23 protein-coding genes are annotated in these 23842 nt (G+C 67.5%); 15 read left to right on the top strand and 8 right to left on the bottom strand.

Annotated elements, in window-relative coordinates; genetic code table 11:
* The first annotated feature begins 56 nt into the window (after window positions 1-56).
* On the top strand, window positions 57-2735 hold the full coding sequence (locus tag Q1K09_RS02155) for a phosphoenolpyruvate carboxylase (protein ID WP_300342812.1): 2679 nt from the start codon (window positions 57-59) through the stop codon (window positions 2733-2735).
* 33 nt (window positions 2736-2768) lie between these two features.
* Here the strand turns inward: Q1K09_RS02155 and Q1K09_RS02150 are convergent, their stop codons facing one another.
* Entirely contained in the window at window positions 2769-2960 is a 192-nt protein-coding gene (locus Q1K09_RS02150; protein ID WP_300342810.1) for a hypothetical protein, read from the bottom strand.
* Between the two features lie 200 nt (window positions 2961-3160).
* On the opposite strand from Q1K09_RS02150, the gene Q1K09_RS02145 reads away from it, so the two are divergent.
* From Q1K09_RS02145 to Q1K09_RS02130, 4 genes are all read left to right on the top strand, one after another.
* Window positions 3161-4231, top strand: a complete 1071-nt coding sequence (locus Q1K09_RS02145; RefSeq protein ID WP_300342809.1) for a DUF2510 domain-containing protein — start codon at window positions 3161-3163, stop codon at window positions 4229-4231.
* Window positions 4232-4257: 26 nt separating this feature from the next.
* The gene (locus tag Q1K09_RS02140) at window positions 4258-6417 is read left to right on the top strand and encodes a prolyl oligopeptidase family serine peptidase (protein WP_300342807.1); all 2160 of its coding nucleotides are present in this window, start codon (window positions 4258-4260) and stop codon (window positions 6415-6417) included.
* Window positions 6418-6497: 80 nt separating this feature from the next.
* Window positions 6498-7532, top strand: a complete 1035-nt coding sequence (locus Q1K09_RS02135) for an ATP-binding cassette domain-containing protein (RefSeq protein WP_300342806.1) — start codon at window positions 6498-6500, stop codon at window positions 7530-7532.
* Entirely contained in the window at window positions 7529-8398 is an 870-nt protein-coding gene (locus tag Q1K09_RS02130) for an ABC transporter permease (protein ID WP_300342804.1), read from the top strand. Before Q1K09_RS02135 ends, Q1K09_RS02130 begins: the two co-directional genes overlap by 4 nt.
* A gap of 16 nt (window positions 8399-8414) precedes the next feature.
* On the opposite strand, the gene Q1K09_RS02125 is transcribed toward Q1K09_RS02130, so the two are convergent.
* Window positions 8415-8828, bottom strand: a complete 414-nt coding sequence (locus Q1K09_RS02125; protein ID WP_300342803.1) for a DUF4870 domain-containing protein — start codon at window positions 8826-8828, stop codon at window positions 8415-8417.
* A 79-nt stretch (window positions 8829-8907) separates the two neighbouring features.
* On the opposite strand from Q1K09_RS02125, the gene Q1K09_RS02120 reads away from it, so the two are divergent.
* The 4 genes from Q1K09_RS02120 to Q1K09_RS02105 are packed head-to-tail and all read left to right on the top strand — an operon-like array spanning window position 8908 to window position 11171.
* Window positions 8908-9696 (top strand): NAD-dependent deacylase, encoded by a 789-nt coding sequence (locus tag Q1K09_RS02120; protein WP_300342801.1) that lies wholly within the window; start codon window positions 8908-8910, stop codon window positions 9694-9696.
* The gene (locus tag Q1K09_RS02115; RefSeq protein ID WP_300342799.1) at window positions 9693-10646 is read left to right on the top strand and encodes an undecaprenyl-diphosphate phosphatase; all 954 of its coding nucleotides are present in this window, start codon (window positions 9693-9695) and stop codon (window positions 10644-10646) included. The genes Q1K09_RS02120 and Q1K09_RS02115 overlap by 4 nt, the downstream gene beginning before the upstream one ends.
* Window positions 10643-10948 (top strand): DivIVA domain-containing protein, encoded by a 306-nt coding sequence (locus Q1K09_RS02110; RefSeq protein ID WP_300342797.1) that lies wholly within the window; start codon window positions 10643-10645, stop codon window positions 10946-10948. Before Q1K09_RS02115 ends, Q1K09_RS02110 begins: the two co-directional genes overlap by 4 nt.
* A 52-nt stretch (window positions 10949-11000) precedes the next feature.
* Complete coding sequence (locus tag Q1K09_RS02105; RefSeq protein WP_084709788.1) at window positions 11001-11171, top strand: DUF3117 domain-containing protein; 171 nt, start codon at window positions 11001-11003, stop codon at window positions 11169-11171.
* Between the two features lie 6 nt (window positions 11172-11177).
* Here the strand turns inward: Q1K09_RS02105 and Q1K09_RS02100 are convergent, their stop codons facing one another.
* On the bottom strand, window positions 11178-11819 hold the full coding sequence (locus Q1K09_RS02100) for a class I SAM-dependent methyltransferase (RefSeq protein ID WP_300342794.1): 642 nt from the start codon (window positions 11817-11819) through the stop codon (window positions 11178-11180).
* Between the two features lie 134 nt (window positions 11820-11953).
* On the opposite strand from Q1K09_RS02100, the gene Q1K09_RS02095 reads away from it, so the two are divergent.
* Window positions 11954-12796, top strand: coding sequence for a hypothetical protein (locus Q1K09_RS02095; RefSeq protein WP_300342792.1), 843 nt, complete (start codon window positions 11954-11956; stop codon window positions 12794-12796).
* 34 nt (window positions 12797-12830) lie between these two features.
* Entirely contained in the window at window positions 12831-13286 is a 456-nt protein-coding gene (locus Q1K09_RS02090; protein ID WP_300342791.1) for a hypothetical protein, read from the top strand.
* 2 nt (window positions 13287-13288) lie between these two features.
* Here the strand turns inward: Q1K09_RS02090 and Q1K09_RS02085 are convergent, their stop codons facing one another.
* From Q1K09_RS02085 to Q1K09_RS02070, 4 genes are all read right to left on the bottom strand, one after another.
* Window positions 13289-15343, bottom strand: coding sequence for a TRAP transporter permease (locus Q1K09_RS02085; RefSeq protein WP_300342789.1), 2055 nt, complete (start codon window positions 15341-15343; stop codon window positions 13289-13291).
* 7 nt (window positions 15344-15350) lie between these two features.
* Window positions 15351-15842 carry a DUF1850 domain-containing protein gene (locus tag Q1K09_RS02080; protein ID WP_300342788.1) on the bottom strand — a complete coding sequence of 164 codons (492 nt, stop codon included), beginning with the start codon at window positions 15840-15842 and terminating at the stop codon, window positions 15351-15353.
* On the bottom strand, window positions 15826-16830 hold the full coding sequence (locus Q1K09_RS02075) for a TAXI family TRAP transporter solute-binding subunit (RefSeq protein ID WP_300342787.1): 1005 nt from the start codon (window positions 16828-16830) through the stop codon (window positions 15826-15828). The genes Q1K09_RS02080 and Q1K09_RS02075 overlap by 17 nt, the downstream gene beginning before the upstream one ends.
* An 87-nt stretch (window positions 16831-16917) precedes the next feature.
* Window positions 16918-18057, bottom strand: a complete 1140-nt coding sequence (locus Q1K09_RS02070; RefSeq protein ID WP_300342785.1) for a P-loop NTPase — start codon at window positions 18055-18057, stop codon at window positions 16918-16920.
* 88 nt (window positions 18058-18145) lie between these two features.
* Between Q1K09_RS02070 and Q1K09_RS02065 the strand changes: the two genes are divergently transcribed.
* Complete coding sequence (locus tag Q1K09_RS02065) at window positions 18146-18895, top strand: general stress protein (protein ID WP_300342783.1); 750 nt, start codon at window positions 18146-18148, stop codon at window positions 18893-18895.
* Window positions 18896-18983: 88 nt separating this feature from the next.
* Window positions 18984-20435 carry an APC family permease gene (locus Q1K09_RS02060; RefSeq protein ID WP_300342781.1) on the top strand — a complete coding sequence of 484 codons (1452 nt, stop codon included), beginning with the start codon at window positions 18984-18986 and terminating at the stop codon, window positions 20433-20435.
* Window positions 20436-20438: 3 nt separating this feature from the next.
* On the opposite strand, the gene Q1K09_RS02055 is transcribed toward Q1K09_RS02060, so the two are convergent.
* Complete coding sequence (locus Q1K09_RS02055; protein WP_300342779.1) at window positions 20439-21587, bottom strand: CoA transferase; 1149 nt, start codon at window positions 21585-21587, stop codon at window positions 20439-20441.
* A 32-nt stretch (window positions 21588-21619) separates the two neighbouring features.
* On the opposite strand from Q1K09_RS02055, the gene Q1K09_RS02050 reads away from it, so the two are divergent.
* Both Q1K09_RS02050 and Q1K09_RS02045 read left to right on the top strand, forming a co-directional pair.
* Entirely contained in the window at window positions 21620-22519 is a 900-nt protein-coding gene (locus Q1K09_RS02050) for a LysR family transcriptional regulator (RefSeq protein WP_300342778.1), read from the top strand.
* 134 nt (window positions 22520-22653) lie between these two features.
* Window positions 22654-23838, top strand: a complete 1185-nt coding sequence (locus Q1K09_RS02045) for an acyl-CoA dehydrogenase family protein (RefSeq protein WP_300342776.1) — start codon at window positions 22654-22656, stop codon at window positions 23836-23838.
* Window positions 23839-23842 lie beyond the last annotated feature (4 nt).

Below are 23842 nucleotides of genomic sequence, written 5' to 3'. Positions count from 1 at the left end.
GTCCCGCCTGCATCCACACGTGCACCGCGTTGGACGATCAAGGAGGACCCCGAAGGATGACTGCGCACACTGCGGCCGACCACCACTCACGCCGTGAGGCTCAGCATGAGATTCCCGACCCGATGCGCCGCGACGTCGGACTGCTCGGCGAACTGCTGGGCCAGGTGCTGGCCGAATACGGCTCCCAGAGTCTCCTGGACGACGTCGAACGGCTGCGATCGCTGACCATCGCCGCAGTCGAAGACGACTCCGAGGAGGCGCTGGCCGAGGCCGAGGAGTTCGTAGAGGGACTCGAGGCCGAACGGGCCAAAGAGGTGGCGCGAGCCTTCACCTGCTACTTCCTGCTGGCCAACCTGGCCGAGGAGCAGCACCGTATCCGGACCCTGCGCTCCCGCGACGGCGAGGTGCCGGTGGAGAAGCAACAGCCCTCCGATTCGGTGGCGGCAGCCTTCAGCCGCCTCGCGGCCGAAGTCGGGGAGCAGGAGGCGCAGCGTCGCCTGCAGCGGCTACGCTTCCATCCGGTGCTCACCGCCCACCCCACCGAGGCCCGGCGCAACGCCATCACCGCCTCGGTGCGGCGCATCGGCACCCTGCTGGACGAGCGCGACGACCCGCGTATGGGAGCAGCCGCGCGGGCACGCAACACCCGGGAGCTGACCGAAGAGATCGACAATATGTGGCGCACCGCGCAGCTGCGGGTCTCCAATCCCTCCCCGCTGGACGAGGTGCGCACCGCGCTCGGCGTCTTCGACAACTCCTTCTCCACGGTCTTCACCGAGACCTACCGGCGTATGGACGACTGGCTGCAGGGCAGCAGCGCAGCGGCAGCACCGCCGAAGGCGCCGGCCTTCATCCGCCTGGGATCCTGGATCGCCGGGGACCGCGACGGCAATCCGCATGTCACCGCCTCCACAACCCGCCAGGCGGTGGCCCAGGCCGCCGACCGGGTCCTGGCAGATCTGGAAGCCCGCACCCGCCGGGTGGGACTCGCGCTGACTCTGGATGAGCGTTACACCCCGCCCTCGGAGGAACTGACCGGCCTGTGGAACCGCATGCGCCAGCTCTCCGAGGAGCTGACCGCCCAGGCGGTCGCCCACTCACCCAAGGAGCCCCACCGGCAGGTGCTGCTGGCAGCGGCAGGGCGAGTCGGGGCCACCCGGGAGCGCAACGCCGATCTGGGCTACCGGGGTCCGGAGGAGCTGCTGGAGGAGCTTCGCACCGTGCAGTCATCCCTGGCCGCCGGCGGTGCTCCGCGGGCCGCCTACGGCGACCTGCAGGAACTGATCTGGCAGGTGGAGACCTTCGGATTCCACCTGGCCGAGCTGGAGGTTCGCCAGCACTCAGCGGTGCACAGTCAGACGCTTGCCTGGCTGGAGGATCCCGACTCGGTGGAGTCGATGGCAGTTCCCGGCGAGGAGGTTCTGGAGACCTTCCGCGCCATCGCCTCGGTGCAGCAGCGCTACGGGGTCAACGCCGCCCGCCGCTACATCGTCTCCTTCACCCAGAGCGCACAGAATCTGGCCGACGTCTACGTGCTGGCCGAGAAGGCGCTCGGTGGTGCCGAGAACGCGCCGGTGCTCGACGTCATCCCGCTTTTCGAGACCTACCAGGACCTGCAGAACGCCCCCCGCATCCTGGATGAGGCCCTGGCCGACCCGCATCTGCGCGAGCGCTTGGAGGCCACCGGGCGGCGGATGGAAGTCATGCTCGGCTACTCCGACTCCTCCAAGGACGTCGGTCCCGTGGCGGCGACCCTGGCGCTGTATGAAGCACAGGAGAAGATCGCCGCATGGGCGCAGGAGAATGACATCATTCTCACCCAGTTCCACGGCCGCGGCGGAGCACTGGGCCGCGGGGGAGGTCCCGCCAACCGTGCGATCCTGGCTCAGCCGCCGCATTCAGTGGATCTGCGCTTCAAGGTCACCGAGCAGGGGGAGGTGATCGACGCCCGGTACGGCAACCCGGAGATCGCTCTGCGGCACATCGAGCAGGTCGCCGCGGCCACCCTGATGGCCAGTGCACCCTCCACCCAGAGGCGCAACGCCGATGCGGCCAAGCGATACAGCGCGCTGGCGGCTCAGCTGGATGAAGCCTCCCGCACCCGGTTCCACCAGCTGGTGCGCGCCGAAGGCTTCGCACCCTGGTTCGCGCAGGTCACGCCTCAGGATGAGATCGGCCTGCTGGCCATCGGCTCCCGCCCTGCCAAGCGCGGGCTGTCCGTGGAGTCCCTGGAAGACCTGCGCGCCATACCGTGGAACTTCGCCTGGGGCCAGGCACGGATCAATCTCACCGGCTGGTACGGGCTGGGCACCGCACTCCAGGAAGTGGGGGATGAGCAGCTGCTGCGCGCCGCCTACCTCGAATGGCCGCTGTTCGCCGCAATGATCGACAACGTGGAGATGTCACTGGCCAAGACAGACCGGCGGATCGCCCGCCGGTACCTGGCGCTGGGAGACCGCGAGGACCTGGCCCAGGCCGTGCTGGAGGAGCTGGAGCTGACCGAGAAATGGGTTCTGACCATCACCGGTCAGGACCGGCTGCTGGCTGACCACCGGGTGCTGGGCCGAGCGGTCCAGCTGCGGAACCCTTATGTGGACGCCCTCAGCCTCATCCAGCTGCGTGCCCTGCGCAGACTTCGGTCCGAGCAGCTGAGCGACCAGGAGCTGGCCGATTCGCGCAATCTGCTGCTGATCACTCTCAAGGGAGTCGCTGCCGGCCTGCAGAACACCGGCTGAGGTGCCCAGGCTGTTCCCGGCGTCGCTCTGTGCTCAGGTGTCGGCGGGATCCTGATCGCGTCGCTTAGCACTCACCACGATGCCTGCTGCCGCGAACAGGACAGCACCGAGGGCTTGCAGCGCGCCGGGGAGTACCGACCCATTGAGGAAGCTCATGACGGCGGAGACACTGAGGAGGACCGCCACGACCAGGCTGACTATGAGCAGTGCGGTGTAGTTGTTCATCGGCAACCCCTTTCAGCGAGCGCTTTCGGCGCAACCCAGCCCACAGCGTATTCCTGGCCAGGTCAACAGCCTGCCAAGACACCGGCTGAGGTGCCCAGAGTGCCGCGCGCCAGGTCAGGCGTTAGGGTAGGGGCTGAGAGCACCGCCGCCCGCCGCCGCACCTGCTCCGCGGTCGCCGGGCACACCTGAGGGAGGACATTATGAGCTCGGCAGCAGGGTGGTACCCGGACCCCTACGGACCCGGCACCCGGTATTGGGACGGCCAGCGCTGGACAGAGCAGAGCTCGCCGCCCGGCCAGAGCGTGCCGAACGGGCAGAACGGACCGCAGCCGCAGGCAGAACAGCCGTCGAACTACACACCCCCGCACCGGGCAGAGGCCTCTCCCTATGGCGAGTCCAGCGGGCTGGACGGAGCCGCCCTGGGCGTGGTCGGGGTGCTCGCGCTGGTGCTCGTGCTCGCTCTCGGCGGTCTGATCGCGGTGCTGGCCACCAGCCACCAGAACACCACCCCCTCGTGGGACCTGGACGAGGCCGCCGGACCGCAGCTGCAGGAACCGGCGCCTGAGGATGCGGCCTCGCCGGAGGAAACCACCCCGGAGGAGCCGGAGGAGACCATGAGGTCGCAGCCGGCTGAAGAGGACACCAGCCTGGTTCTCGGGCAACCGGTCCAGCTCAGCCTCAGCCGCCATACCCCGGAGCAGGCGACCCTGACCGTCGAGGAACCGGGTCCCTACCACATCTACACCACCAGCTCCGGCACCGTCGATCCGGTGCTGGACATCTACGGCCCCGCTGCCTCGCACTCGGCAGACGACGGCGGCTCGCCGAGCTCGAACGGCAGGGACGCCGGGCTGCGGCTGTCCCTGGAGCCGGGCGAGTATGAGATCGAAGTCTCGGAGTACTACGGCGACCCGGCCGAGGTGACGCTGACCGCCGAATCGGTCGAATTCGAAGAGATCAGCACCGGACGCCACGACTTCTCCGTCGCCCCAGGCGAAGAGTGGGTGCGGGTGATTGACGTCTCAGCCCTGGATACCCTGACGGTAGACGTGCGCAGCAGCGACGGGGACGGAGACGCCGTGCTGGAGGCCAGCCTGCCCGGTGGCCTGGTGGAGGACAATGATGATCGCGGCTCCCGCGGCCCGGACACCGGCAATGTGTTCGACCCCTATCTGCAGCTCGACGCGCCTGAGGACGGCACTGCCACCATCATCATCTCCGGATACAGCGGTCAGCCGGTGGAGGGCGAGGTGCGCATCGAGGTGCGCTGACACCCCCGGTGGGTAGAGTTGGGCTCATGTCTGCCCGCTTGATCGACCCCGACAATGACCCGTTCCTCTGGCTGGAGGACGTCGACGGCGATGACGCGGCGGCCTGGGTCGCCGCGCGCAACGCTCGTGCCGAAGAGGCACTGATCGATGACCAGTTCGGCCCGCTGAAGGACTCCCTGCAGGCGATCCTCGACGCCTCCGACCGCATCCCCGGGGTCACCAAGCGCGGCGAGCATCTCTACAACTTCTGGACCGACGCGGAGCACCCGCAGGGCATCTGGCGGCGCACCACACTGGCCTCCTACCGCAGCGAGAACCCCCAATGGGAAGTGCTGCTGGACCTGGACGCCCTCTCAGCCGCCGAAGGCACCACATGGGTCTGGCACGGCGCCACGCTGCTGCGGCCCGAACAGACCGACGGCGAGATCCCGGGCTGGTCCCGGGCGCTGATCGATCTCTCGCCCGGGGGCTCCGACGCCGATGTGACCCGCGAGTTCGACCTGCTGCGCGGGGAATTCATCCCGCCGGAGGACGGCGGCTTCTACCGTCCAGAAGGCAAAGGCGGGCTCAGCTGGATCGACGCGAACACCGTATACGCCGCCACCGACCAGCCCGGCCGCGGCGCACAGGACCCGGTGACCACCTCCGGATATCCGCGCATCGTGCGGCAGTGGAGACGCGGGACCGACTTGGCTGAGGCCGAACCGATCCTCTCAGCGGCGTCCGACGATATGGCCGCAGGCGCAGTCTATGACTCCACCCCGGGCTACGAACGTCATATCGGCCAGCGGCTGCTGGGCTTCTACGACGCCGAGACCTACCTGATCGACTACCAGGGCAAGAGCCCCACACTGCGCCGCATCGAGGTGCCCACCGATGTGCGAGTCGGATTTCACCGCGATCTGATCTTCTTCGCTCCGCGCACCGAGGCGAGCATCGCCGGCACCACCCTGCCCGGAGGGAGCCTCTACGTGGCCGAGGCTGAGTCCTTCCTGGACGGCCGCGGCGGGCTGACCCCGCTGTTTGTGCCCACCGAGTCCACATCCCTGCAGGGCATCACCGCTACCCGCAGCTTCTTCGCGCTCACCGTGATGGAGGACGTCGTCGAACACATCCAGGCCCACTGGCGCGATCCGGGGACCGGCGAATGGCGCTGCGCCCGGGTGCTGCAGGAGGTCACCGGATCCCTGAGCCTGGGTGCCTACGATGCGCGCGCCAGCGACCAGGTCTGGATCACCGCCGATGACTTCCTGACCCCCACCAGCCTGTACCTTGGATCCCTGGGCGAACTGGCTGCAGGCGGAGCCGAGACTATAGAGCTGGTCAAACGGGCCCCGGAACGCTTTGACGCTGAAGGCCTGGCCGCTGTCCAGCGGTTCACCACCAGCGACGACGGCACCGAGGTGCCCTACTTCCTCATCGGTCCGGCCGAGGCTGTGCAGCACGCTGCTGAGGCAGTGCCCAGCGAAACTATCGCCGGAACGGCGCCCCGTCCCACCGTGCTCTACGGCTATGGCGGCTTCGAGATCAGCCAGACGCCCCACTATCTGGGGCTTGTCGGCAAAGCCTGGCTGGAATCCGGCGGCATCTTCGCGGTGGCCAATATCCGCGGCGGCGGCGAATACGGCCCCCGCTGGCACCAGGCAGCGCGGAAGCAGAACCGGCACCGAGCCTACGAGGACTTCGCCGCAGTGGCGCGGGACCTGGTCGCCTCCGGGGTGACCACCACTGATCAGCTGGCCTGCCGCGGCGGGTCCAATGGAGGGCTGCTCACCGGCAATATGCTCACCCAGTATCCCGAGCTCTTCGGAGCAGTGGTGATCCAGGTGCCCCTGCTTGACATGAAGCGCTACGCCCAGCTGCTGGCCGGAGCCAGCTGGCGGGCTGAGTACGGGGATCCGGAGACCGAGGACTGGGAGTATCTGCAGACCTTCTCGCCCTACCATCTGCTGCGCCGCGGCGCGGAGTATCCGCCGGTGCTGCTGACCACCTCCACCAAGGACGACCGCGTCCACCCCGGCCATGCACGCAAAATGACCGCCGCCCTGGAGGAGCTCGGCGCAGAGGTCACCTACTGGGAGAACACCGAAGGCGGCCACGGCGGGGCAGCCAATCCCGAGCAGCAGGCTGTGATGAACGCGCTCATCCACCGCTGGCTGGCCAAGACTCTGAACCGCAGCAGCTGAGCATTCAGCACACGGCCGGCAGCCCGTAGGATGGGTACGCACCATCGAGCCTGACGCACCTTTCGCACAGAGGAACAGACGTGAGAACCGCACCCACCACCGAGCCTGCCGTCGTCACCCGAGGGCTGGTCAAAAGATTCGGCGACAACACCGCCGTCGACGGAATAGACCTCACCATCCCGCGCGGCGGCATCTACGGGGTACTCGGCCCCAACGGTGCCGGCAAGACCACCGCCATCCGGATGCTGGCCACCCTGCTGCGCCCAGACGCAGGCGAAGCGGAGGTGCTGGGCCACAATGTGCTCGCCGAGCCGAAGGCCATTCGCTCCAAGATCGCGCTGACCGGCCAGTTCGCCTCCCTGGACGAGGACCTCACCGGCATCGAAAACCTGGTGCTGCTCGGCCGGCTGCAGGGCTTCTCCGGACCAGCTGCTCGCCGCCGCGGCGCAGACCTGCTGGAAGCCTTCGGACTCAGCGATGCGGCAGGCCGGCAGGTCAAGAAATACTCCGGCGGGATGCGGCGACGCCTGGACATCGCCGGCTCCCTGCTGGTCACCCCGGAGATGATCTTCCTGGACGAGCCGACCACCGGCATCGACCCGCGAAGCCGCAACCAGGTGTGGGACATCATCCGCACCCTGGTCGACGGCGGCACCACGGTGCTGCTGACCACCCAGTACCTGGAGGAGGCCGACCAGCTGGCCGACCGGCTGGCGGTGATCGACCATGGACGGGTGATCGCCGAAGGCACCCCGGGTCAGCTGAAGGCCCAGGTCGGCTCCGGCGCCCTGAAGGTGCGAGTGGTGGATCCGGCCGAGCGGGAGCAGGCCGCGGAGATCCTGGCGACCACGCTGGGCGGGGGAGTGGTCCGCGAGGCCGACCCGACCGCGCTGACCGTCTCTCTGCAGGAGCAGGCCCGCACCTCCGACGGGCTGGCCGCTCTGGAGCAGGCCGGAATCGGAGTGGAGACCTTCGCATTCGGCCAGCCCAGCCTGGACGAGGTCTTCCTCGCCCTGACCGGCAAACCCGCTGAGGCCGAGCCCAGCGATGAGGACACTGAGGAACCGGACCCAGCCGCCGCCGCGGCCGGTGATCACACAGGAGCAGGACGATGAGCGCGCAGACAACCCATCAGGCCTCGCAGGCCCGCACCATCCGCGGCGTGCTGCTCAACGACGACCAGCGGCCCACCCCGTCAGGAGCGGCCTCGGCCTCCCTGACCTACGGCTGGCGAGCGCTGCTGAAGATCAAGCACATTCCTGAGCAGCTCTTCGATGTGACCATCTTCCCGATCATGATGACGGTGATGATGACCTACGTCTTCGGCGGGGCCATCGGGGAGACCATGGCAGGCACCGGGGACTCCTCGGCAGCGGTGGACGCCTATGTGCAGTTCCTCATCCCTGGCGTCTTCGCCCAGACCCTGGTGATGATCACCATGTACACCGGCCTCACCTTGAACCGCGACATCTCCAAGGGCGTCTTCGACCGGTTCCGGTCCCTGCCCACCTGGAGGCCGGCCCAGCTGGTGGGCGCGCTGCTGGGAGACCAGGTGCGCTACACCATCGCCGGTGTGATCATCCTCGCGGTCGGCTTCATCATGGGGTTCCGGCCCGACGGCGGGCTCACCGGTGTGCTCGGCGCCTTCCTGCTGCTGCTGGTCTTCAGCTTCTGCCTCTCCTGGGTCTGGACCACTGTGGCGCTGCTGATGCGCACCGAGCAGGCAGCGATGGGCGTGTCCATGTTCATCATGATGCCGCTGACGTTCGTCTCCAACATCTTCGCCGATCCGCAGACTATGCCCGGACCGGTGCGGGCCTTCGCAGAGGTCAACCCGGTCTCCAATGTGGTGGGCGCCATCCGCGAACTGATGGAGGGCACCGTCGACGCCGGCAGCATCACCACTGTGCTGATCTACTGTGCAGTGCTGGTGGCGATCTTCGGCCCGCTGTCCATGTTCATCTATAACCGCAAGTCCTGAGTCCGGTCCGCCGTCGCTATTTGATGAACCGGATGTTGAACGGATAGCGGTAGGGCCGGCGCTGATAGGCGGCCACCGCGGCGATGATGCCGAATATCAGCGCGCACAGCCAGGCTGCCAGAATCACCACGAAGCCGATGAGCACCACTGTGAGGATGCCGCCTATCACGTAGGCGATGAACAATGTGATCTGCCAGTTCAGCGCTTCCTTGCCGTGATCGTCGATCATCCGGGAGCGTTCCCGGAACACCAGCCACACCACCAGCGGCACCAGCCAGGAGACAAAGATTCCTCCCAGGTGAATGGCCACGCCCCAGCCCTGCTCTTCGCCGGCGCTCAGCGGTGCCGGCGTGGGGCCGTCGCCGTAGGGGGAGTGGTGCCCGTAGCGCGGATCGTGCGGGTCGCCGGGGCCCTGCGGGTGCTGTGACATGCGGTCCTCCTGTGTGTGATCCTGATGAGGAGTCCCACTGTACAGAAACTATTTGCGATAGCAAACAGTTGGAGGTTTGGTGGTCAGACAGTTGGATCAGGTCAGTCCGGAGGTGGCGGACCTGGCGCGCAGGGCCCAGCGCGTCGCGGTGCTCACCGGCGCTGGCATCAGCGCTGAATCAGGGGTGCCCACCTTCCGCGAGGTGCAGACCGGCCTCTGGGAGAGGTTCTCCGCAGCCGACCTGGCCACCGTTGAGGCCTATGAGGCGGACCCGGCCCGCGTATGGACCTGGTACCGGTGGCGCCAATCGCTGATCCGGCAGGTGGATCCCAATCCGGGGCACACCGCGCTGGCACGCTGGCAGAAGGCTCTCCGGCAGACCGGGGGAGAGCTGAGCATCGTGACGCAGAACGTGGATGATCTTCACGAGCGGGCCGGCGCCGAGGTGCTGGGCCACCTGCACGGCAGCATCTTCGCGCACCGCTGCTTCGAATGTGATGCGCCGGCAGATGTGCCCGCCGGGAACTACAACGGCTGGCAGCCCCCTGACCAGCCGGAGGAGCCGCCGGTCTGTGCGGCGTGCGGGAGCGGGACTCTGCGGCCCGGTGTGGTCTGGTTCGGCGAAATGCTTCCGATGGAAACCTTTGACGCGGCTGCGGCATGCATCCGTGCCGCTGATCTGGTGCTGGTGGTCGGCACCTCCGGGATGGTGCAGCCGGCAGCGTCGCTGCCCCTGCTGGCCCTGGAGCGCGGCGCTCCTCTGGTGGAGATCAATCCGGAGCAGACCGAGCTGTCCGAGGTGATGGACTACTCACTGCGCGGCCCCTCCGGCCAGCTTCTGCCCCAGTTGGTCGACTCTGCCCGGTGACACTGGCCGAGGCCCTGCTGCTGGGGGTGATCCAGGGGCTCTTCATGTTCATCCCGGTGAGCTCCTCCTCCCACCTGGTGCTCACTCAGCACTGGCTGTCGGCTTCCGGATCCCCGCTTCCGTCTCCGCAGAGCCCGGAGATGATTCTGTTCAACCTGGTGGTGCACTTAGGCACCATGGTCTCCGTGGTGGTGGTGATGCATCAGCCGCTGGGACGGCTGCTGCGCGGAACGGTGCGCGACCTGGCTCTGCTGCGGCGCCGAGGCACCCTGCGTCACCTGATTCATCTGCGGCTGATGGTGCTGGGAGCGGTCACCACCGCGGTCACCGGGGTGCTGGGCTTGGTGATCCGTGCCTACGGCACCGGCGTCTTCGCCGCCCCGTGGGCGGTCTCTGCGCTGCTGCTGCTCACTGGAGCGGTCCTGTGGTGGACAGACTCTGTGCGGAGCACCTGGCGCTCAGCGGCACAGGTGACGGTGCTGGCCGCAGTGGTGATCGGCTTCGCCCAGGCTGCGGCTCTGCTGCCCGGACTCAGCCGTTCGGGCCTGACCATTGCAGCGGCGCTGGCGGTGGGCATGCACCGGCGCACAGCTGCGCAGTACAGCTTCTTCGCAGCGATCCCCACCATCATGGCCGCCACCGGACTCAAGTCGCTGTCCCTGCTGGGACACTCCGAAACGCTGGCCGTGGGTTGGGAGGCCTACGTCCTGGCTCTCATCGTCTCCGCGGTGGTGGGCGCGGGAGCCCTGTGGCTGGTGCTGCGCATGCTCTACCGCGGCTATTTCCGGGTCTTTGCCGTCTACGTGATCCTCCTGGCGGTGGTGACTCTGCTGGTCCAGCCCGATGCCGGCGAAACGTCGGGAGAGGACCGGGTGCCGGCCGGGCAGCAGCAGACCGCTGGCGGCGAGGCGGCGCCGTGGTGCGCCCCGCCGGTTAGGGTGGAGGGATGATGTGGCTGTACCTGCTGGCGCTGGCGCTCATCGGTCTCATTGTGGTGGTGCTGCTGGGCCGCTGGGAGCCGGCCCGCGTCCCGGAGGAGGAGTCCCCGGCCGCCGGTGGCGACGACGTCGACCAGCTGCTGTCCTCAGCGGCCGGCCGACCGCTGACCGCAGACGATCTGGACCAGGTGCAGTTCGACTCGGCGGTGCGCGGCTACCGGATGGATCAGGTCGACAAGCTGATCGACGCTCTGGCAGCCCAGCTGCGACAGGCGGGTGATGGAGATGACATTCCTCCAGCGGCAGATAGATAATGGTTGAGCAAGTGTGTTCCGACGGCACGACAATGGAAGAAGGATTCTCTCGATGGCTGCTATGAAACCGCGCACCGGCGACGGCCCGATGGAAGTCACCCAAGAGGGGCGCAGCCTGATCATGCGCGTGCCGATCGACGGCGGAGGCCGCCTGGTGCTGGAGATCAACAATGAAGAGGCTGAGTCTCTGAAGCAGTGCCTCATTGAGGCCGTGGGGGAGTAGAGCGGCTCAGGCTTTCACCGCAGCAAGCAGGCCGGTGCCGGTGGGCAGCAGGGCCGTGGTCAGCTGCGGGTCCTCCCGCAGGCGGCGCTCCAGCTCCCGCATCGCCTGCGTCGAGTCCTCCCGCACCGCGGGTTTGGGCACCCGGTCATTGTCCAGGGCGTCATTGATCAGCAGCAGTCCGCCTGACCGCAGCAGCCGCAGAGCCTCCGCCGCGAAGTGCCCGGTCTCCTCCGCGGGAGCGTTGATGAACACAAGGTCATAGCCGGCGGCGGTCAGCCTCGGAAGCACGGTCTCGGCGCGTCCGGTGATCATCCGGGTCCGAGAGGCGGGAACCGACTCGGCGCGGAAGACCTCCTTGGCCGCCGCTGAGTGGTCAGGGTCCGCATCGATAGTGGTCAGCACCGCGCCCGAAGGTGCCCCGCGCAGCAGCGCAGTCCCGGAAACCCCGGCGCCGCTGCCGATCTCCACCAGTGCCGAGGCACCGACGGCGGCGGCGAGCAGCTGCAGGGCCGACGCGGTGCCGGGGCTCACCGGGCGGGCGCCCAGCTGCCACGCGCGGGCGCGAGCCAGCTCGAGCACAGGATCCTCCTCGGCATGCTCCTCCGCGTAGGCCCAGCTGGAGTGCTTGGCGGTCTGACCCGGGCTCATAACTCACTTCCTCGCATCGGCGATGACACCTCATCCTAATCCCCGGAATCTGGGTCGCCGCGGACGCCCCGACCCTACCCAATGTCCAGGATAATTTAAGCCGATGTTCAGCCAAGGGCGGCATCCTTGAAAGGATGCCCCGGCATATCAGCAGCACCCAGAGCACTGCAGCACGCCGAGCCGGCCATGTCCGGCTGGGCTGGGTGGTCGCGGCATTTCTGTCCTCGCTGGTGCTGGTTTCGTGCGTGATGGTCGCTGCCGCGTGGATTCTGGGCGGCCGTGCGCCGGCTGCCACCAGCAGCGTCCAAGAGCTGCTGCCGCCCGAGCCTGAGCCGGACTCCAGCGCGAACTCCGGGGAAGAGGCTGCGATGGCATCGGCGCTCTCCCCAGCGGTGGGAACCCACGAGGATTATGTGGTCGGCGAGGCCGCAGTGGTGCTTCCCGGCGCGCGCACCGGTGCAGAGGTCCGGGAGATCCCGGTGGAGAACCTCTCCGGGCTCAAGGAGCTGGGCTGGTCGGTGCCGTACCTCAACCGCAGCGGCTACGACCACCAGTACCTGGAGACCAGCTCATTGGAGGGGGTGCGCACCATACAGGCCCACCTCTCCGACGGTGAGCACTACATCAATGTGGCGGAGACGCGTCCGGAAGAGGAGGAACGCGAGCTGTATCCGCTCCGCGAGAAGCTTCACAATGTGGTGGACCTGGATGCGGTGACCGAAGAGACGCTGGAACTTTCCACCGGTCACGAGGGCTCCTTCTTCGTCAGCGATCAGCGCGCCGCCTGGACCGCGGCGGTGGAGATGCCGCAGGTCCAGTACGTGATCACCTCCAACCTGCCTGCCGAATCGGCCCCTGAGATCGCCTCCTGGGTGCTGATCACGGACCGGTCGCGGGTGCAGCTGCTGCCCTCCTCCCCGGGGGCGGGCGACCGGCTGGAGCGCGGCTTCGAGGAGCTGTTCGCACTCTTCGACTGACCGGGTCCGCATCCGAAGCGATAGAGTTGACTGCGTGCCGGGGATCAACGTCTACGAGTTCTTCATCCTCATCCTGCTGGCCTTTGTGCTCTTGGGGCCGGAACGGCTGCCGCAGTACGCCCAGGCGCTGGCTCGCTGGGTGAAGAAGGCCCGTGCTATGGCACAGGACGCCAAAGTGCGGTTCAAGGAAGAGACCGGAACCGACTTCGACGAGGTTGACTGGCAGAAGTACGACCCCCGACGGTACGACCCGCGCCGCATCATTCGCGAAGCCCTCGCGGAGGAGTACGACGTGGTCAAGGACGCGCGCAGCCTCCGTCGCAGTGTGGATCCGCGGGAACTGTTCGCCGCCGGTTCCGCTTCGGAGAAGAGCGCGGGGGCTTCCACAGTGGCCGCCGGTGTGGCCGGCGCCTCCGCAGGTGTGGCCGGTTCACCCCGTCAGGCCGAGCAGGAGAGACGGCCGGCGCCCTTCGACCCCGATGCCACCTAGGCTCAGATGGCGCTGAGCTTCAGGTTCCCGCGCGCACGGGCCTTGAGCATCTGCACCGCCAGCACCGCCAGCACCAGCAGCAGCCCGATGAGGTCGTAGACCATATTGGTGTTGAGCATCAGAACGGCCCCGAGCGCCAGCACCGGGCGCAGATACCAGGCCACCGGCTCCATGAAGTGGCCCTCCAGCGCGACGCCGAGCAGCATCACAGCGACCACAGCTGATGCCACCACACTGACGCCGGTGACCAGATCGACCCCACGCAGCAGAAGATCCGGGTTGAAGGCAAAGATGTAGGGGACCACGAACCCTGCCCCCGCCAACTTCAGGGACGCCAAACCGGTGGCCATAGGGCGGCCGCCGGAGATGCCGGCGGCCGCGAACGAGGCCAGCGCCACCGGCGGAGTGATATTGGCGAACAGGCCGAAGTAGAAGACGAACAGGTGGGCCACAATCGGCTCTACTCCCAACTCCACAAGCGCGGGTGCGGCCATCGTGGCAGTGACGATGTAGGCAGGGATGGAGGGGAGCCCCATGCCCAGCACCAGACAGGCGATCATGGTGAACACCAGCGTCCAGAACAGGACGCCGCCGGAGAGGGAGACGATCGCGCTGGCCAGGGTCACTCCGAACCCCGAGATGCCCACCACTCCGACGATGACTCCCACGGCCGCGCAGGCGACTGCCACGCTGACCGCAGAACGGACGCCCTCCTCCAGGGCTTGGAGAATCTGCCGGGGAGTCATCCGGCTGCTGCGCCGCAGCATCGCCACCACCACGGTCACCACAATGGTCATGGCAGCGGAGTACAGGATGGTGAAGCCGGTGAAGAACAGCATGTAGATCAGGAACACCAGCGGAAGGATGAGGTGTCCGCGCTCCTTGAGCACCTCGAGGACGTCGGGCAGGTTGTCCTTGGAGATGCCCTTCAGCCCCATCCGGGTGGCGCGCAGGTGGATCTGGACGATGAGGCTGAGGTAGTACAGCAGCGCCGGAACAATCGCTGCCAGCGCCACGGTGGTGTAGGGGACCCCCAGGGTCTCGGCCATGATGAACGCCGCGGCCCCCATAATGGGCGGCAGAATCTGCCCGCCCACGCTCGCAGTGGACTCCACAGCCCCGGCGAAGGTGCGCGTATAGCCGATCTTCTTCATCAGCGGGATGGTGAAGGCTCCGGTGGAGACAACATTGGCGATGGCCGCCCCATTGATCGACCCCATGAACCCAGAAGCCACGGTGGCGACCTTGGCGGGCCCGCCCCGAGTCTGCCCAGCGATGGCCAGGGCCAGGTCATTGAACATCAGACTCATCCCCGATTTCGCCAGGAACGCACCGAAGATGATGAACAGAATGATGTAGGTGGATGAGACGCCCACTGCAGTGGAGAAGATGCCCTCGGTGGTGGCGAAGTAGTGATAGGCCAGGGTGTCCCAGTCATAGCCGCGATGCCGAAACAGCCCCGGCATCTCCCGGCCGTAGAGCCCGAAGAGAATGAACAGCAGCCCCAGCACCGGAAGCGCCCAGCCGGTGACCCGGCGGGCAGCCTCCAGCACCAGCACCACCAGCAGCGTTCCCACAGCCACATCCGTGCCGGTGAACCGCCCGGCCTGAAGCACCACCTGCTCATAGTTGGCCCATAGGTACACAGTGGGCACCAGCGCCAGCACCGCCAGGACTGTGTCAGGAATCCTCCACACCCAGCCCTGCGCCCTGCGGGTGGGCGGATAGATCATGAACACCAGAAACAGCATCGCGCTGACATGCAGCGAGCGGTGCACCATGGTGGGCAGCAGCGTCTGATACGCGGTGTAGATGTGGTAAAGCGCCAGGCACACCGCCACGGCGCTGACCAGAAGCGCCACCGGACGCCACTGCTCGGTGCGCACCCGAGACTCCGCGTCATACCTCGCCGCCGCTTCCTGCGCCTGGCGCTGCCTCTGTTCCCGGAGCTGATCATCCTCGGGCACCAGAGTGCCCAGATCAACGCTGGCTTCCGGCTCGGCCTGGGCGCCGGGCTCCACGCCGACGGCCGGACGGTGCTGGCTGCGTTCACTCATAGAAGCCTCAGTTCTCCAGCCTCAGTTCGAGGGGCTCGCGGTCCGGCAGGGAGCCGGCATCGATGACCCGGAGATCGCCGTCGACCCCTATGCGGTACTGGGCCCGGTGCGAATGGAACCAGCGAATCGTGGTGAAATCCCGGCCTATGTTCTCAATCACTATCTTGCCATCTGTGAGACGCAGATCCCCTTCGTCCAGGGGCATTCCGGCACCGTATTCGGAGAACTCCGTCTTCGACAGCACCAGCCGGTCCGGCTCCACGCGGTAGAAGTCGCTCCAGCGCGACAGCTCGATCGAGTGGATCCAGGAGTGGCTGATCACGGTGCCCGGACTCACCGGCGTGCGCGCGTACACCTCTGAGCGGCGCTGATGCGCGGCCACCAGATGCAGCTGCGTGGAGCAGCCGGAGAGTCCGCAGCACACGGCGGCGGCCGCAGGCCATGCCAGGCCCAGCAGCCGCCGTCGCGATATTCGGCGCGCGTCAGTCCAGGGACACACCCTGCTCCTCGAAGTACCGCTCCGCGCCGGGGTGCATCGGCACGACCAGGCCTTCGGTCACGGTCTCCAGGGTGATCTGCTCTGCGGCAGCGTGCGAACCGTGGATCCGGTCCAGGTTGTCGAACAGCGCTGCAGTGATCTCATAGACGGCGTCCTCACTGAGGTCCGCGGTGGCGATGAGATGGTTGGTCACGCCCACCGTCGGCACGTCCTCCTCCTGCAGGTAGGTGCCGCCCGGCACCACATCCTCGGCGAAGAAGTCGTAGTCGGTGAGCAGATTCTCGGCACCTTCGCCGTCGATGGGCACCACAACGAAGTCAGTGCTGGTGCCCAGCTCCGTCAGCGCAGGATTGGGCAGTCCCGAGGTGACGAACGCGGCGTCGATGTGGCCATTGGCCATCTGATCGGTCGCCTCAGCGTAGGAGAGGTAGTCCTCGTTCAAGTCCTCGTAGCTCATCCCATAGGCATCGAGCACCATCTGGGCATTCAGCTCCACTCCGGAGCCCACATCCCCGACGGCGACATTGGCCCCGGCCAGATCCTCCACTGACTCGATGCCGGAGTCCGCGGTGGCCACCAGCTGGACGGTGTTGGGGTACAGTGCGGCGATGGCCAGCAGGCCCTCGCGCGGATCGTCTTCGAACGGGCCGGTGCCCTCCACCGCCTGGACGGTGGCGTCGCCCATGGTGAAGGCCAGTTCCGCGTCCCCGTCGGAGATCATATTGATGTTCTCGGCAGAGGCGCCGGTGGCCTGCACGGAGGTGTCCGCATCGATAGTCTCCGCCAGAATGTCGGCCATCGTCGCGCCGACCTGGTAATAGACCCCGGAGGAGCCGCCGGTTGCGATGGTGATGAACTCAGCATCCATATCGCCGACGTCGCCGCCTCCTTCAGCATTGCCGCCCTCCTCGCTGCCCCCGCCGCAGGCGGTCAGCAGAAGGGCGGAGGCGGCCAGCGCCCCGCCGAGGCGCAGAGTCTGGTTTCTCAAAGGCATTCCAGTCTCCCTCACAGTTGTGGTGTGGGACACGAGTCTAATGGGTATGCAGGAGACCTGCGTCACTGCGGGTTCGGCGCCTCAGGCGGGACTCAGCGGCAGGGACCGCCCCGCGATGCCCCGGCTGCGCGAGGCCAGCCGGTCGGCGATCTGGCGCAGCGCAGTCCCGGCGGGGGAGGGTTCGGCGCGCAGCACCGCAGGCGTTCCGGCGTCTCCGGACTCCCGCAGTGCGGCGTCCAGGGGGACCGAGCCCAGCAGCGGCACCTGGGTGGAGAGCTGCTCGCTGAGCCGGTCGGCCACCAGCTGGCCGCCGCCGGAGCCGAAGAGCTCCATCACGGTGCCGTCCGGCAGCGTCATCGGCCCCATATTCTCCACCACACCGGCCACCTGCTGGCCGGTCTGATGGCTGAGCGCCCCGGCCCGCTCGGCCACCGAGGCCGCGGCCGTCTGGGGGGTGGTGACCACCAGAAGCTCCGAACTGGGAAGCAGCTGAGCTACAGAGATGGCGATGTCCCCGGTGCCCGGGGGCAGATCCAGCAGGAGCACGTCCAGATCCCCGAAGTGCACATCGGTGAGGAACTGCTCCACCGCCCGGTGCAGCATCGGCCCTCGCCAGGCCACTGCCTGATTCCCCTCCACGAACATGCCGATGGATATGGTCTTCACCCCGTAGGCCACCGGAGGCAGGATCATCTCGTCCAGCCGGGTGGGCGCATCGGTGATGCCCATCAGCGACGGCACGGAGAAGCCGTGCACATCGGCGTCGACCACCCCGACCTTCAGGCCGCGGTCGGCCAGGGCGCAGGCCAGGTTGACCGTGACGGTGGACTTGCCCACCCCGCCTTTGCCGGAGGCGACCGCATAGACCCGGGTCAGCGAATCGGGCTGGGCGAACCGGTTGACCTTCGCGCCGCCGCGCAGCTGCTCCTTCAGCTCAGCCCGCTCCTGCGGCGTCATGACCTCCAGCTGCACCTCCGCGGTGCGGACCCCCTCGGCGCGCACGGCCGCGGCGGTGACGTCGGTGACGATTCGGCTGCGCATCGGACAGGCCTCGGTGGTGAGCTTGATGGTCACATCGGCCCGGCCGTGGCGGTCCACTTCGACGCCGCCGACCATCCCGACCTCGGTGATCGGAATGCGCAGCTCAGGGTCCAGGACCTCGCCGAGCCGGCGGAGGACGTTATCGGCCGCAGACTGCGGTGTGGAGGTGGGATCAGGCACCCTTCCAGTCTATGGGCCCCGTCCAGCCGGCTGTCCGCTCAGCGAGTACCCGCGCTTCGGTGGCCGGCGACGCTGGCAGAATAGTGCTATGAGTCCTGCTGCGCAGATGAACACCGGTGGCCTTCCCCGCGGCGAACTGCTGGGCCGCTACCGGACATATGACCAGGCCCAGAAGGTGGTGGACCACCTGGCCTCCGCCGAAGGCTTCGACGTCAAGGCGCTGAGCATCGTGGGCAATGATCTGCGGTCGGTGGAGCATATCCGCTCCCGCCTCTCCTACCCCAAGGTCGCCGGGGCCGGTGCGGCCCAGGGCGCCATGTTCGGCTTCTTCATCGGTCTGCTGATCTGGCTGTTCGCCCCGGATTCGCCCATGATCAACATGCTGCTCTCGGTGGTGCTGGGCATGTGCATCTGGATGCTGATCGGCGTGGTGGGCTATGCGGTGCGCCGCGGCCAGCGGGACTTCGCCTCCTCCTCTCAGCTGGTGGCCACCACCTTCGACGTCGTCTGCGACTTCTCCCAGGCCCCGCGCGCCAGGCAGCTGGTGGCCTCCTCCGGCGTGGCGAGCCTTCAGCGCGCCGACGATCCCACCGGCCCGGGGACCGGCCAGGGTGCGGGCCAGAGTGCTGGACCCGGCGCTGGCGCGGTCGGCGGGCCGAGTGGTGCCTCCGGGACTGGGCCGCAGGCGCAGCCGCGCCCGTCCGGCAGGCCTGCCAGCGGCTGGCAGGACGAAAGCGGCCGGCCCCGCTACGGCGTGCGGCTGACCGATGTGAAGCCGGATGAGAAGACTGATCAGGGGGAGGACGAGCCGCACCAGAGCAGCTCCCCGCCGCAGTAGCGCTGCGTTGCTAGAGTGACCTCCATCACGTCACGAAGCCTGTCCCGCTCTCAGGCGGGGCAGCACAAGGGAAGTGGTGAGCTGGTCCATGGCAGATACGACTGACAGCAGATTCAAACGCACTCTGGGCCGGTTCGAGGTCTTCTTCCTCGGCTTCGGCGCCATGATCGGCTTCGGCTGGATCGTGCAGACCAGCAGCTGGCTCAATGAGGCCGGCACCGGCGGAGCCGTGCTCGCCTTTGCAGCCGGAGGCGTGATCATGGCGCTGGTCGGACTGCTGTACTCCGAGCTGACCTCTGCGATGCCCTGGGCCGGGGGCGAGCATCACTATCTGATGCGCGGACTGGGCCCTCGGCTGGCTCTGCTCGGCTCGTGGGGAATCCTGGGCGGCTACATCACCGTGGCGGCCTATGAGGCGGTCGCCATCCCCAACACTGTGGCCTACCTGTTCCCGCAGGTTTACTCGGTGCCGCTGTGGGAGGTGGCCGGTTCCCAGGTGTACCTGGTCTGGGCGCTGATCGGCGTCGGCGCCGCCGTCTTCCTCACCTGGCTGAACATCCGCGGCATCAAGCCGGCGAGCCTGCTGCAGAGCTCGGTGGTGCTGTTCCTGTTCGTGATGATCCTGGTGATGGTCCTGGCCTCGTTCACCGGAGGCGAGCCGGGGCATATGGAGCCGGTGTTCACCGGCGGCTCGGCCGGCATCATCGCCGTTCTTGTGGTGGTCCCGTTCTTCTTCGTCGGCTTCGACGTGATCCCGCAGTCCGCCGAGGAGGTCAAGCTGCCTCCGCAGAAGGTCGGACGCCTGGTGGTGATCGCGGTGCTGGCGGCCACCGCGTTCTACGTGGCGGTGGTGCTCACCACCTCGGTGGCGCTGCCGGCCTCCGAGCTGGTGGACTTCGAGCTGGCCACCGCTGATGCCTTCGGCGTGCTGATGGGCAGCGAGGTGTGGTCCAACTTCGTGGTCGCCGGGGCCATCGCCGGGCTGACCACATCCTGGAACGCGTTCCTGGTGGGATCCTCCCGGCTGATGTGGGCCATGGCCCATTCCGGTATGCTGCCGGCTTTCTTCGCCAAGCTGCACCCGAAGAACAAGACCCCGGTCAACGCGCTGCTGTTCGTCGGTGGGCTCTCGGTGATCGCCCCGTTCTTCGGCGCGGTCATGCTGGACTGGCTGGTGGATTCCGGGTCACCGTCGATTGTGATGACCTACATCATGGTCTGCGTGACCTTCCTGGTGCTGCGTCGGCGCGAACCGCAGATGCCGCGTCCGATGCGCGTGGGAGGTCAGCGCGGGGGTCTGGGCATCGCCGTGGGCGTGGCGGCACTGCTGTGCAGCGTGGGCATGTTTGTGCTGTATATGCCGGGAATGCCGGCGTTCCTGGACCCGCAGCCGTGGATCATGTTCGGCGGCTGGTGGCTGCTGGGCATCCTGTTCCTGCTGCGGCTGCCCGGGGGAATCGGTGCCGGCGTCGACGCCGAGGCCCAGTTGCAGGCCGCCGTGGCCCGCCGGGGAGGCGGGCAGAATGCGTCCGCCCGGTGAGTCTCACTGGCGCAGCCAGTCCAAGATCTGCTCCCGATGCTCATCCAGCCGCGGGGGAGCGGTGCGGTAGCTGACCTCTGAACGGGACCACTGCACCGGGTGAGCGATCGAGGCGGAGCTGCTGCCGTCGTCGCGGGTCAGCTCCACCGTCGGCTCCAGACCCAGCTGCCGGGCGAAGTCCAGGCTGGCGACGACGTCGTTGATCGGGGCCGAAGGCACGGACGCTTCGCGCAGAGCCTGGGACCAGTGCTCCGAGCTGTGCCGGCTCAGCCGCTGCTCCAGCAGCTCACGCAGAGGTCCTCGGTGCTCGTTGCGCCCGGCCATGGTCTGCCAGCGCGGATCCTCGGCCGCTTCCGGGCAGCCCAGCACCTGGCAGAGTCGGGCGAACTGCGCGTTGTTGCCGCAGGCGATGATCAGCGTGCCCTCCGCGGTGGGGAACGGGCCGTAGGGGAACAGGCTGGGATGCTCGTTGCCCATCCGGGCCGGCGAGATGCCGGTATTGGCCGCCGCCGAGGTCTGGTTGACCAGTCCGGAGAGCATCGACAGCATCAGACTGCCCTGCAGATGCTGTCCCCTGCCCGATCGGCTTCGCTCATACAGAGCCGCCAGCACCGCCCCGTAGAGGTGCAGCCCGGAGATCACATCCACTACAGCCACCCCTGCCTTGGTGGGTTCGCCCTCGGGATCGCCGGTGACGTGCATCAGGCCCGATGCCCCCTGCACCAGCACGTCATAGCCGGGCAGGGCGGCGCCGGGACCCTGGTGGCCGAAGCCGGAGAGTGAGGCGTAGATCAGCTCCGGATGCCGTGCAGACAGCGTGGCATAGTCCAGCCCGAAGCGCTCCAATCCACCGGGCTTGAAGTTCTCCACCAGCACATCCGCCCGCGCCACCAGCTGCTGCAGGATCTCACCGTCCTCGGCCAAATCCAGGGCGATCGAGGCCTTATTGCGGTTCACACTCTGGAAGTAGGTGGACTCCCCGTCGCGCTCCGGGGGACGCCAGGTGCGGGTCTCATCGCCCTGCGGCGACTCCACTTTGATCACAGTGGCGCCGAGGTCGGCCAGCAGCATGGTGGCATAGGGGCCGGCCAGAACCCGGGACAGGTCCAGAACGACGACGCCGGCCAGCGGGCCGGTCACAGATGAGTGCATATGCGCGGTGTCCTCTCACTTACGATGTGCCCATGGAGATCCAGCAGGCGCGGTGCTTTGTGGCAGTGGCCGAGCAGCGCCACTTCGGCAGGGCAGCCGAGCAGCTGCGGATGACCCAGTCGGCGCTGAGCCGGTCGGTGGCTCAGCTGGAACGTTCGCTGGGCAGCCAGCTGGTGGAGCGGACCACCCGACGGGTGTGGCTGACCGCCGCCGGAGAGGCGCTGCTTCCGCACGCCCAGGAGATCGTCACCCTGGTGGACCGGTCGGCCGAAATCGTGCAGGAGGCCACACGGGGGCGGACCGGCCGAGTGCGCCTGGGCTTCGCCAGTCCCTCCACCAATCACGTGGTCGGGCCGATGGCCCGCCAGATCCGGGACCGGCTGCCGGGGCTGCGGCTTCAGCTGGTCTCCTCGATGCTGTCCCACCTGGGTCTGGACCGCGTGCTGGCCGGCGAGCTGGACTGCGCCCTGGGGCGCTGGGACGTGCTGCCGGCCCAGGTGGAGTCTATGGTCATCGCCCAGGAGCAGCTGCTCATCGCGCTGCCGGTAGGCCACCGGCTGGCCCGCCGCGCAGCGGTGTCCATCAAAGAGCTGCACGCCGACAGCTGGGTGGTGCTGCCCAGCGGGCCGGCCGCCGCCCTGCCGCAGCGGCTGCACTCGCTGGCCGGCCAGGCCGGGTTCATTCCGAAGATCACCCAGATCGCCCCCGACTCGGCCACCTCGCTGGTGCTGGTGGCCGCCGGATACGGCGTGGCCCTGACCCAGTCCACCGTCCGGGAGCATATTCATGCCGAAGGCGTGGAGTTCCGCCCCATCGCCGAGCAGCCCCCGCCGCTGAAAGTCAGGCTGATCTGGCGCCGCGAGGACCTCAGCCCCGCACTGCGCGAGGTGATTGAGGTGACCAGACGGCTGCATCATGACCCTGTACGCTAACCGCTCGGAGCGCACCTTTGCGGATTGAGGCGCATATTCACCCACTTTCATGAAAGTTGTGCATAAATTGCCTTAGTCCGCCGGAGGCTGCGAGAGACTCTGAACCGACCGACCGCCGACCGAAGGAGCCGCCCGTGGCCAGCCGTGCCGCCACCGACCTGCTGAATCTCGAGGACCAGTTCACCGCCGAGGAGCGTGCGGTGCGTGACCGGGTGGCCGATTTTGTGGACCGCCGCGTCCGGCCGAATATCGCCCAGTGGTACGAGGACGCGGTGCTTCCCACCGAGCTGCTGGGCGAGATGGCTGAGCTGGGCCTGTTCGGCATGCACCTGAAGGGCTACGGCTGTGCCGGACGCTCCGCCACCGAGTACGGCCTGGCCATGCAGGAGATGGAGGCCGGGGACTCAGGTCTGCGCACGATCATCTCCGTCCAGGGCTCGCTGGCGATGTCTGCCATCTACAAGAACGGCTCCGAGGAGCAGAAGCAGCACTGGCTTCCCAAGATGGCCTCCGGCGAGGTGATCGGCTGCTTCGGACTCACCGAGCCCACCGCCGGCTCCGATCCGTCTTCGATGAGCACCACAGCACACCGTGAGGGCGAAGAGTGGGTGCTCAACGGGAAGAAGCGCTGGATCGGCCTGGCAGCCATCGCAGATATCGCCATCATCTGGGCCAAATCACCAGCCGAGGACGGCTCGGGGGAGAAGGTCCGCGGATTCATCGTCCCCACCGATGCTCCCGGCTTCACCGCCAGCGTGATCGGCGGCAAACTCTCTATGCGCGCCTCCCAGCAGTGCGATATCGACCTGGACAATGTCCGCCTGTCCGCCGAGGCGCTGCTGCCGGAGAACCCAGGGCTGCGCGGGCCCTTCGCCTGCCTATCCGAGGCGCGCTACGGCATCGCCTGGGGTGCGATGGGCGCCGCGCGGGACTCTATTGAGACCATCCTGGACTACGCCGGAGAACGGCTGCAGTTCGGCAAGCCGCTGGCCGGTTACCAGCTGACCCAGAAGAAGCTGGCAGATATGACCGTGGAGCTGAACAAGGGCCAGCTGCTCGCCCTGCACTTGGGGCGGCTGAAGGATGCCGGTCAGCTGGAGCCGCATATGATCTCAGTGGGCAAGCTGAACAACTGCCGCACCGCCATCGATATCTGCCGCGAAGCCCGGGCCGTGCTGGGCGGCAACGGCATCACCGGCGACTACTCGCCCCTGCGGCACGCCAACAATCTGGAATCGGTGCGCACCTATGAGGGCACCGACGAGGTCCATACGCTCATCCTGGGCCAGAAGCTCACCGGCCTCCCGGCCTTCCGCTGACCCT

This window comes from Nesterenkonia sp. (assembly GCF_029265375.1).
In the GTDB taxonomy this organism is placed as follows: domain Bacteria; phylum Actinomycetota; class Actinomycetes; order Actinomycetales; family Micrococcaceae; genus Nesterenkonia.
Note: the sequence above shows the minus strand (reverse complement) of the source record. Positions and strands in the feature narration are given on the sequence as shown.

Bases quoted from the DNA above. Each gene is read 5' to 3' on its own strand.
- Q1K09_RS02155 (WP_300342812.1), top strand. From the start codon at position 57: ATGACTGCGCACACTGCGGCCGACCACCACTCACGCCGTGAGGCTCAG.
- Q1K09_RS02150 (WP_300342810.1), bottom strand. From the start codon at position 2,960: ATGAACAACTACACCGCACTGCTCATAGTCAGCCTGGTCGTGGCGGTC.
- Q1K09_RS02145 (WP_300342809.1), top strand. From the start codon at position 3,161: ATGAGCTCGGCAGCAGGGTGGTACCCGGACCCCTACGGACCCGGCACC.
- Q1K09_RS02140 (WP_300342807.1), top strand. From the start codon at position 4,258: ATGTCTGCCCGCTTGATCGACCCCGACAATGACCCGTTCCTCTGGCTG.
- Q1K09_RS02130 (WP_300342804.1), top strand. From the start codon at position 7,529: ATGAGCGCGCAGACAACCCATCAGGCCTCGCAGGCCCGCACCATCCGC.
- Q1K09_RS02125 (WP_300342803.1), bottom strand. From the start codon at position 8,828: ATGTCACAGCACCCGCAGGGCCCCGGCGACCCGCACGATCCGCGCTAC.
- Q1K09_RS02110 (WP_300342797.1), top strand. From the start codon at position 10,643: ATGATGTGGCTGTACCTGCTGGCGCTGGCGCTCATCGGTCTCATTGTG.
- Q1K09_RS02105 (WP_084709788.1), top strand. From the start codon at position 11,001: ATGGCTGCTATGAAACCGCGCACCGGCGACGGCCCGATGGAAGTCACC.
- Q1K09_RS02100 (WP_300342794.1), bottom strand. From the start codon at position 11,819: ATGAGCCCGGGTCAGACCGCCAAGCACTCCAGCTGGGCCTACGCGGAG.
- Q1K09_RS02095 (WP_300342792.1), top strand. From the start codon at position 11,954: ATGCCCCGGCATATCAGCAGCACCCAGAGCACTGCAGCACGCCGAGCC.
- Q1K09_RS02085 (WP_300342789.1), bottom strand. From the start codon at position 15,343: ATGAGTGAACGCAGCCAGCACCGTCCGGCCGTCGGCGTGGAGCCCGGC.
- Q1K09_RS02065 (WP_300342783.1), top strand. From the start codon at position 18,146: ATGAGTCCTGCTGCGCAGATGAACACCGGTGGCCTTCCCCGCGGCGAA.
- Q1K09_RS02060 (WP_300342781.1), top strand. From the start codon at position 18,984: ATGGCAGATACGACTGACAGCAGATTCAAACGCACTCTGGGCCGGTTC.
- Q1K09_RS02055 (WP_300342779.1), bottom strand. From the start codon at position 21,587: ATGCACTCATCTGTGACCGGCCCGCTGGCCGGCGTCGTCGTTCTGGAC.
- Q1K09_RS02050 (WP_300342778.1), top strand. From the start codon at position 21,620: ATGGAGATCCAGCAGGCGCGGTGCTTTGTGGCAGTGGCCGAGCAGCGC.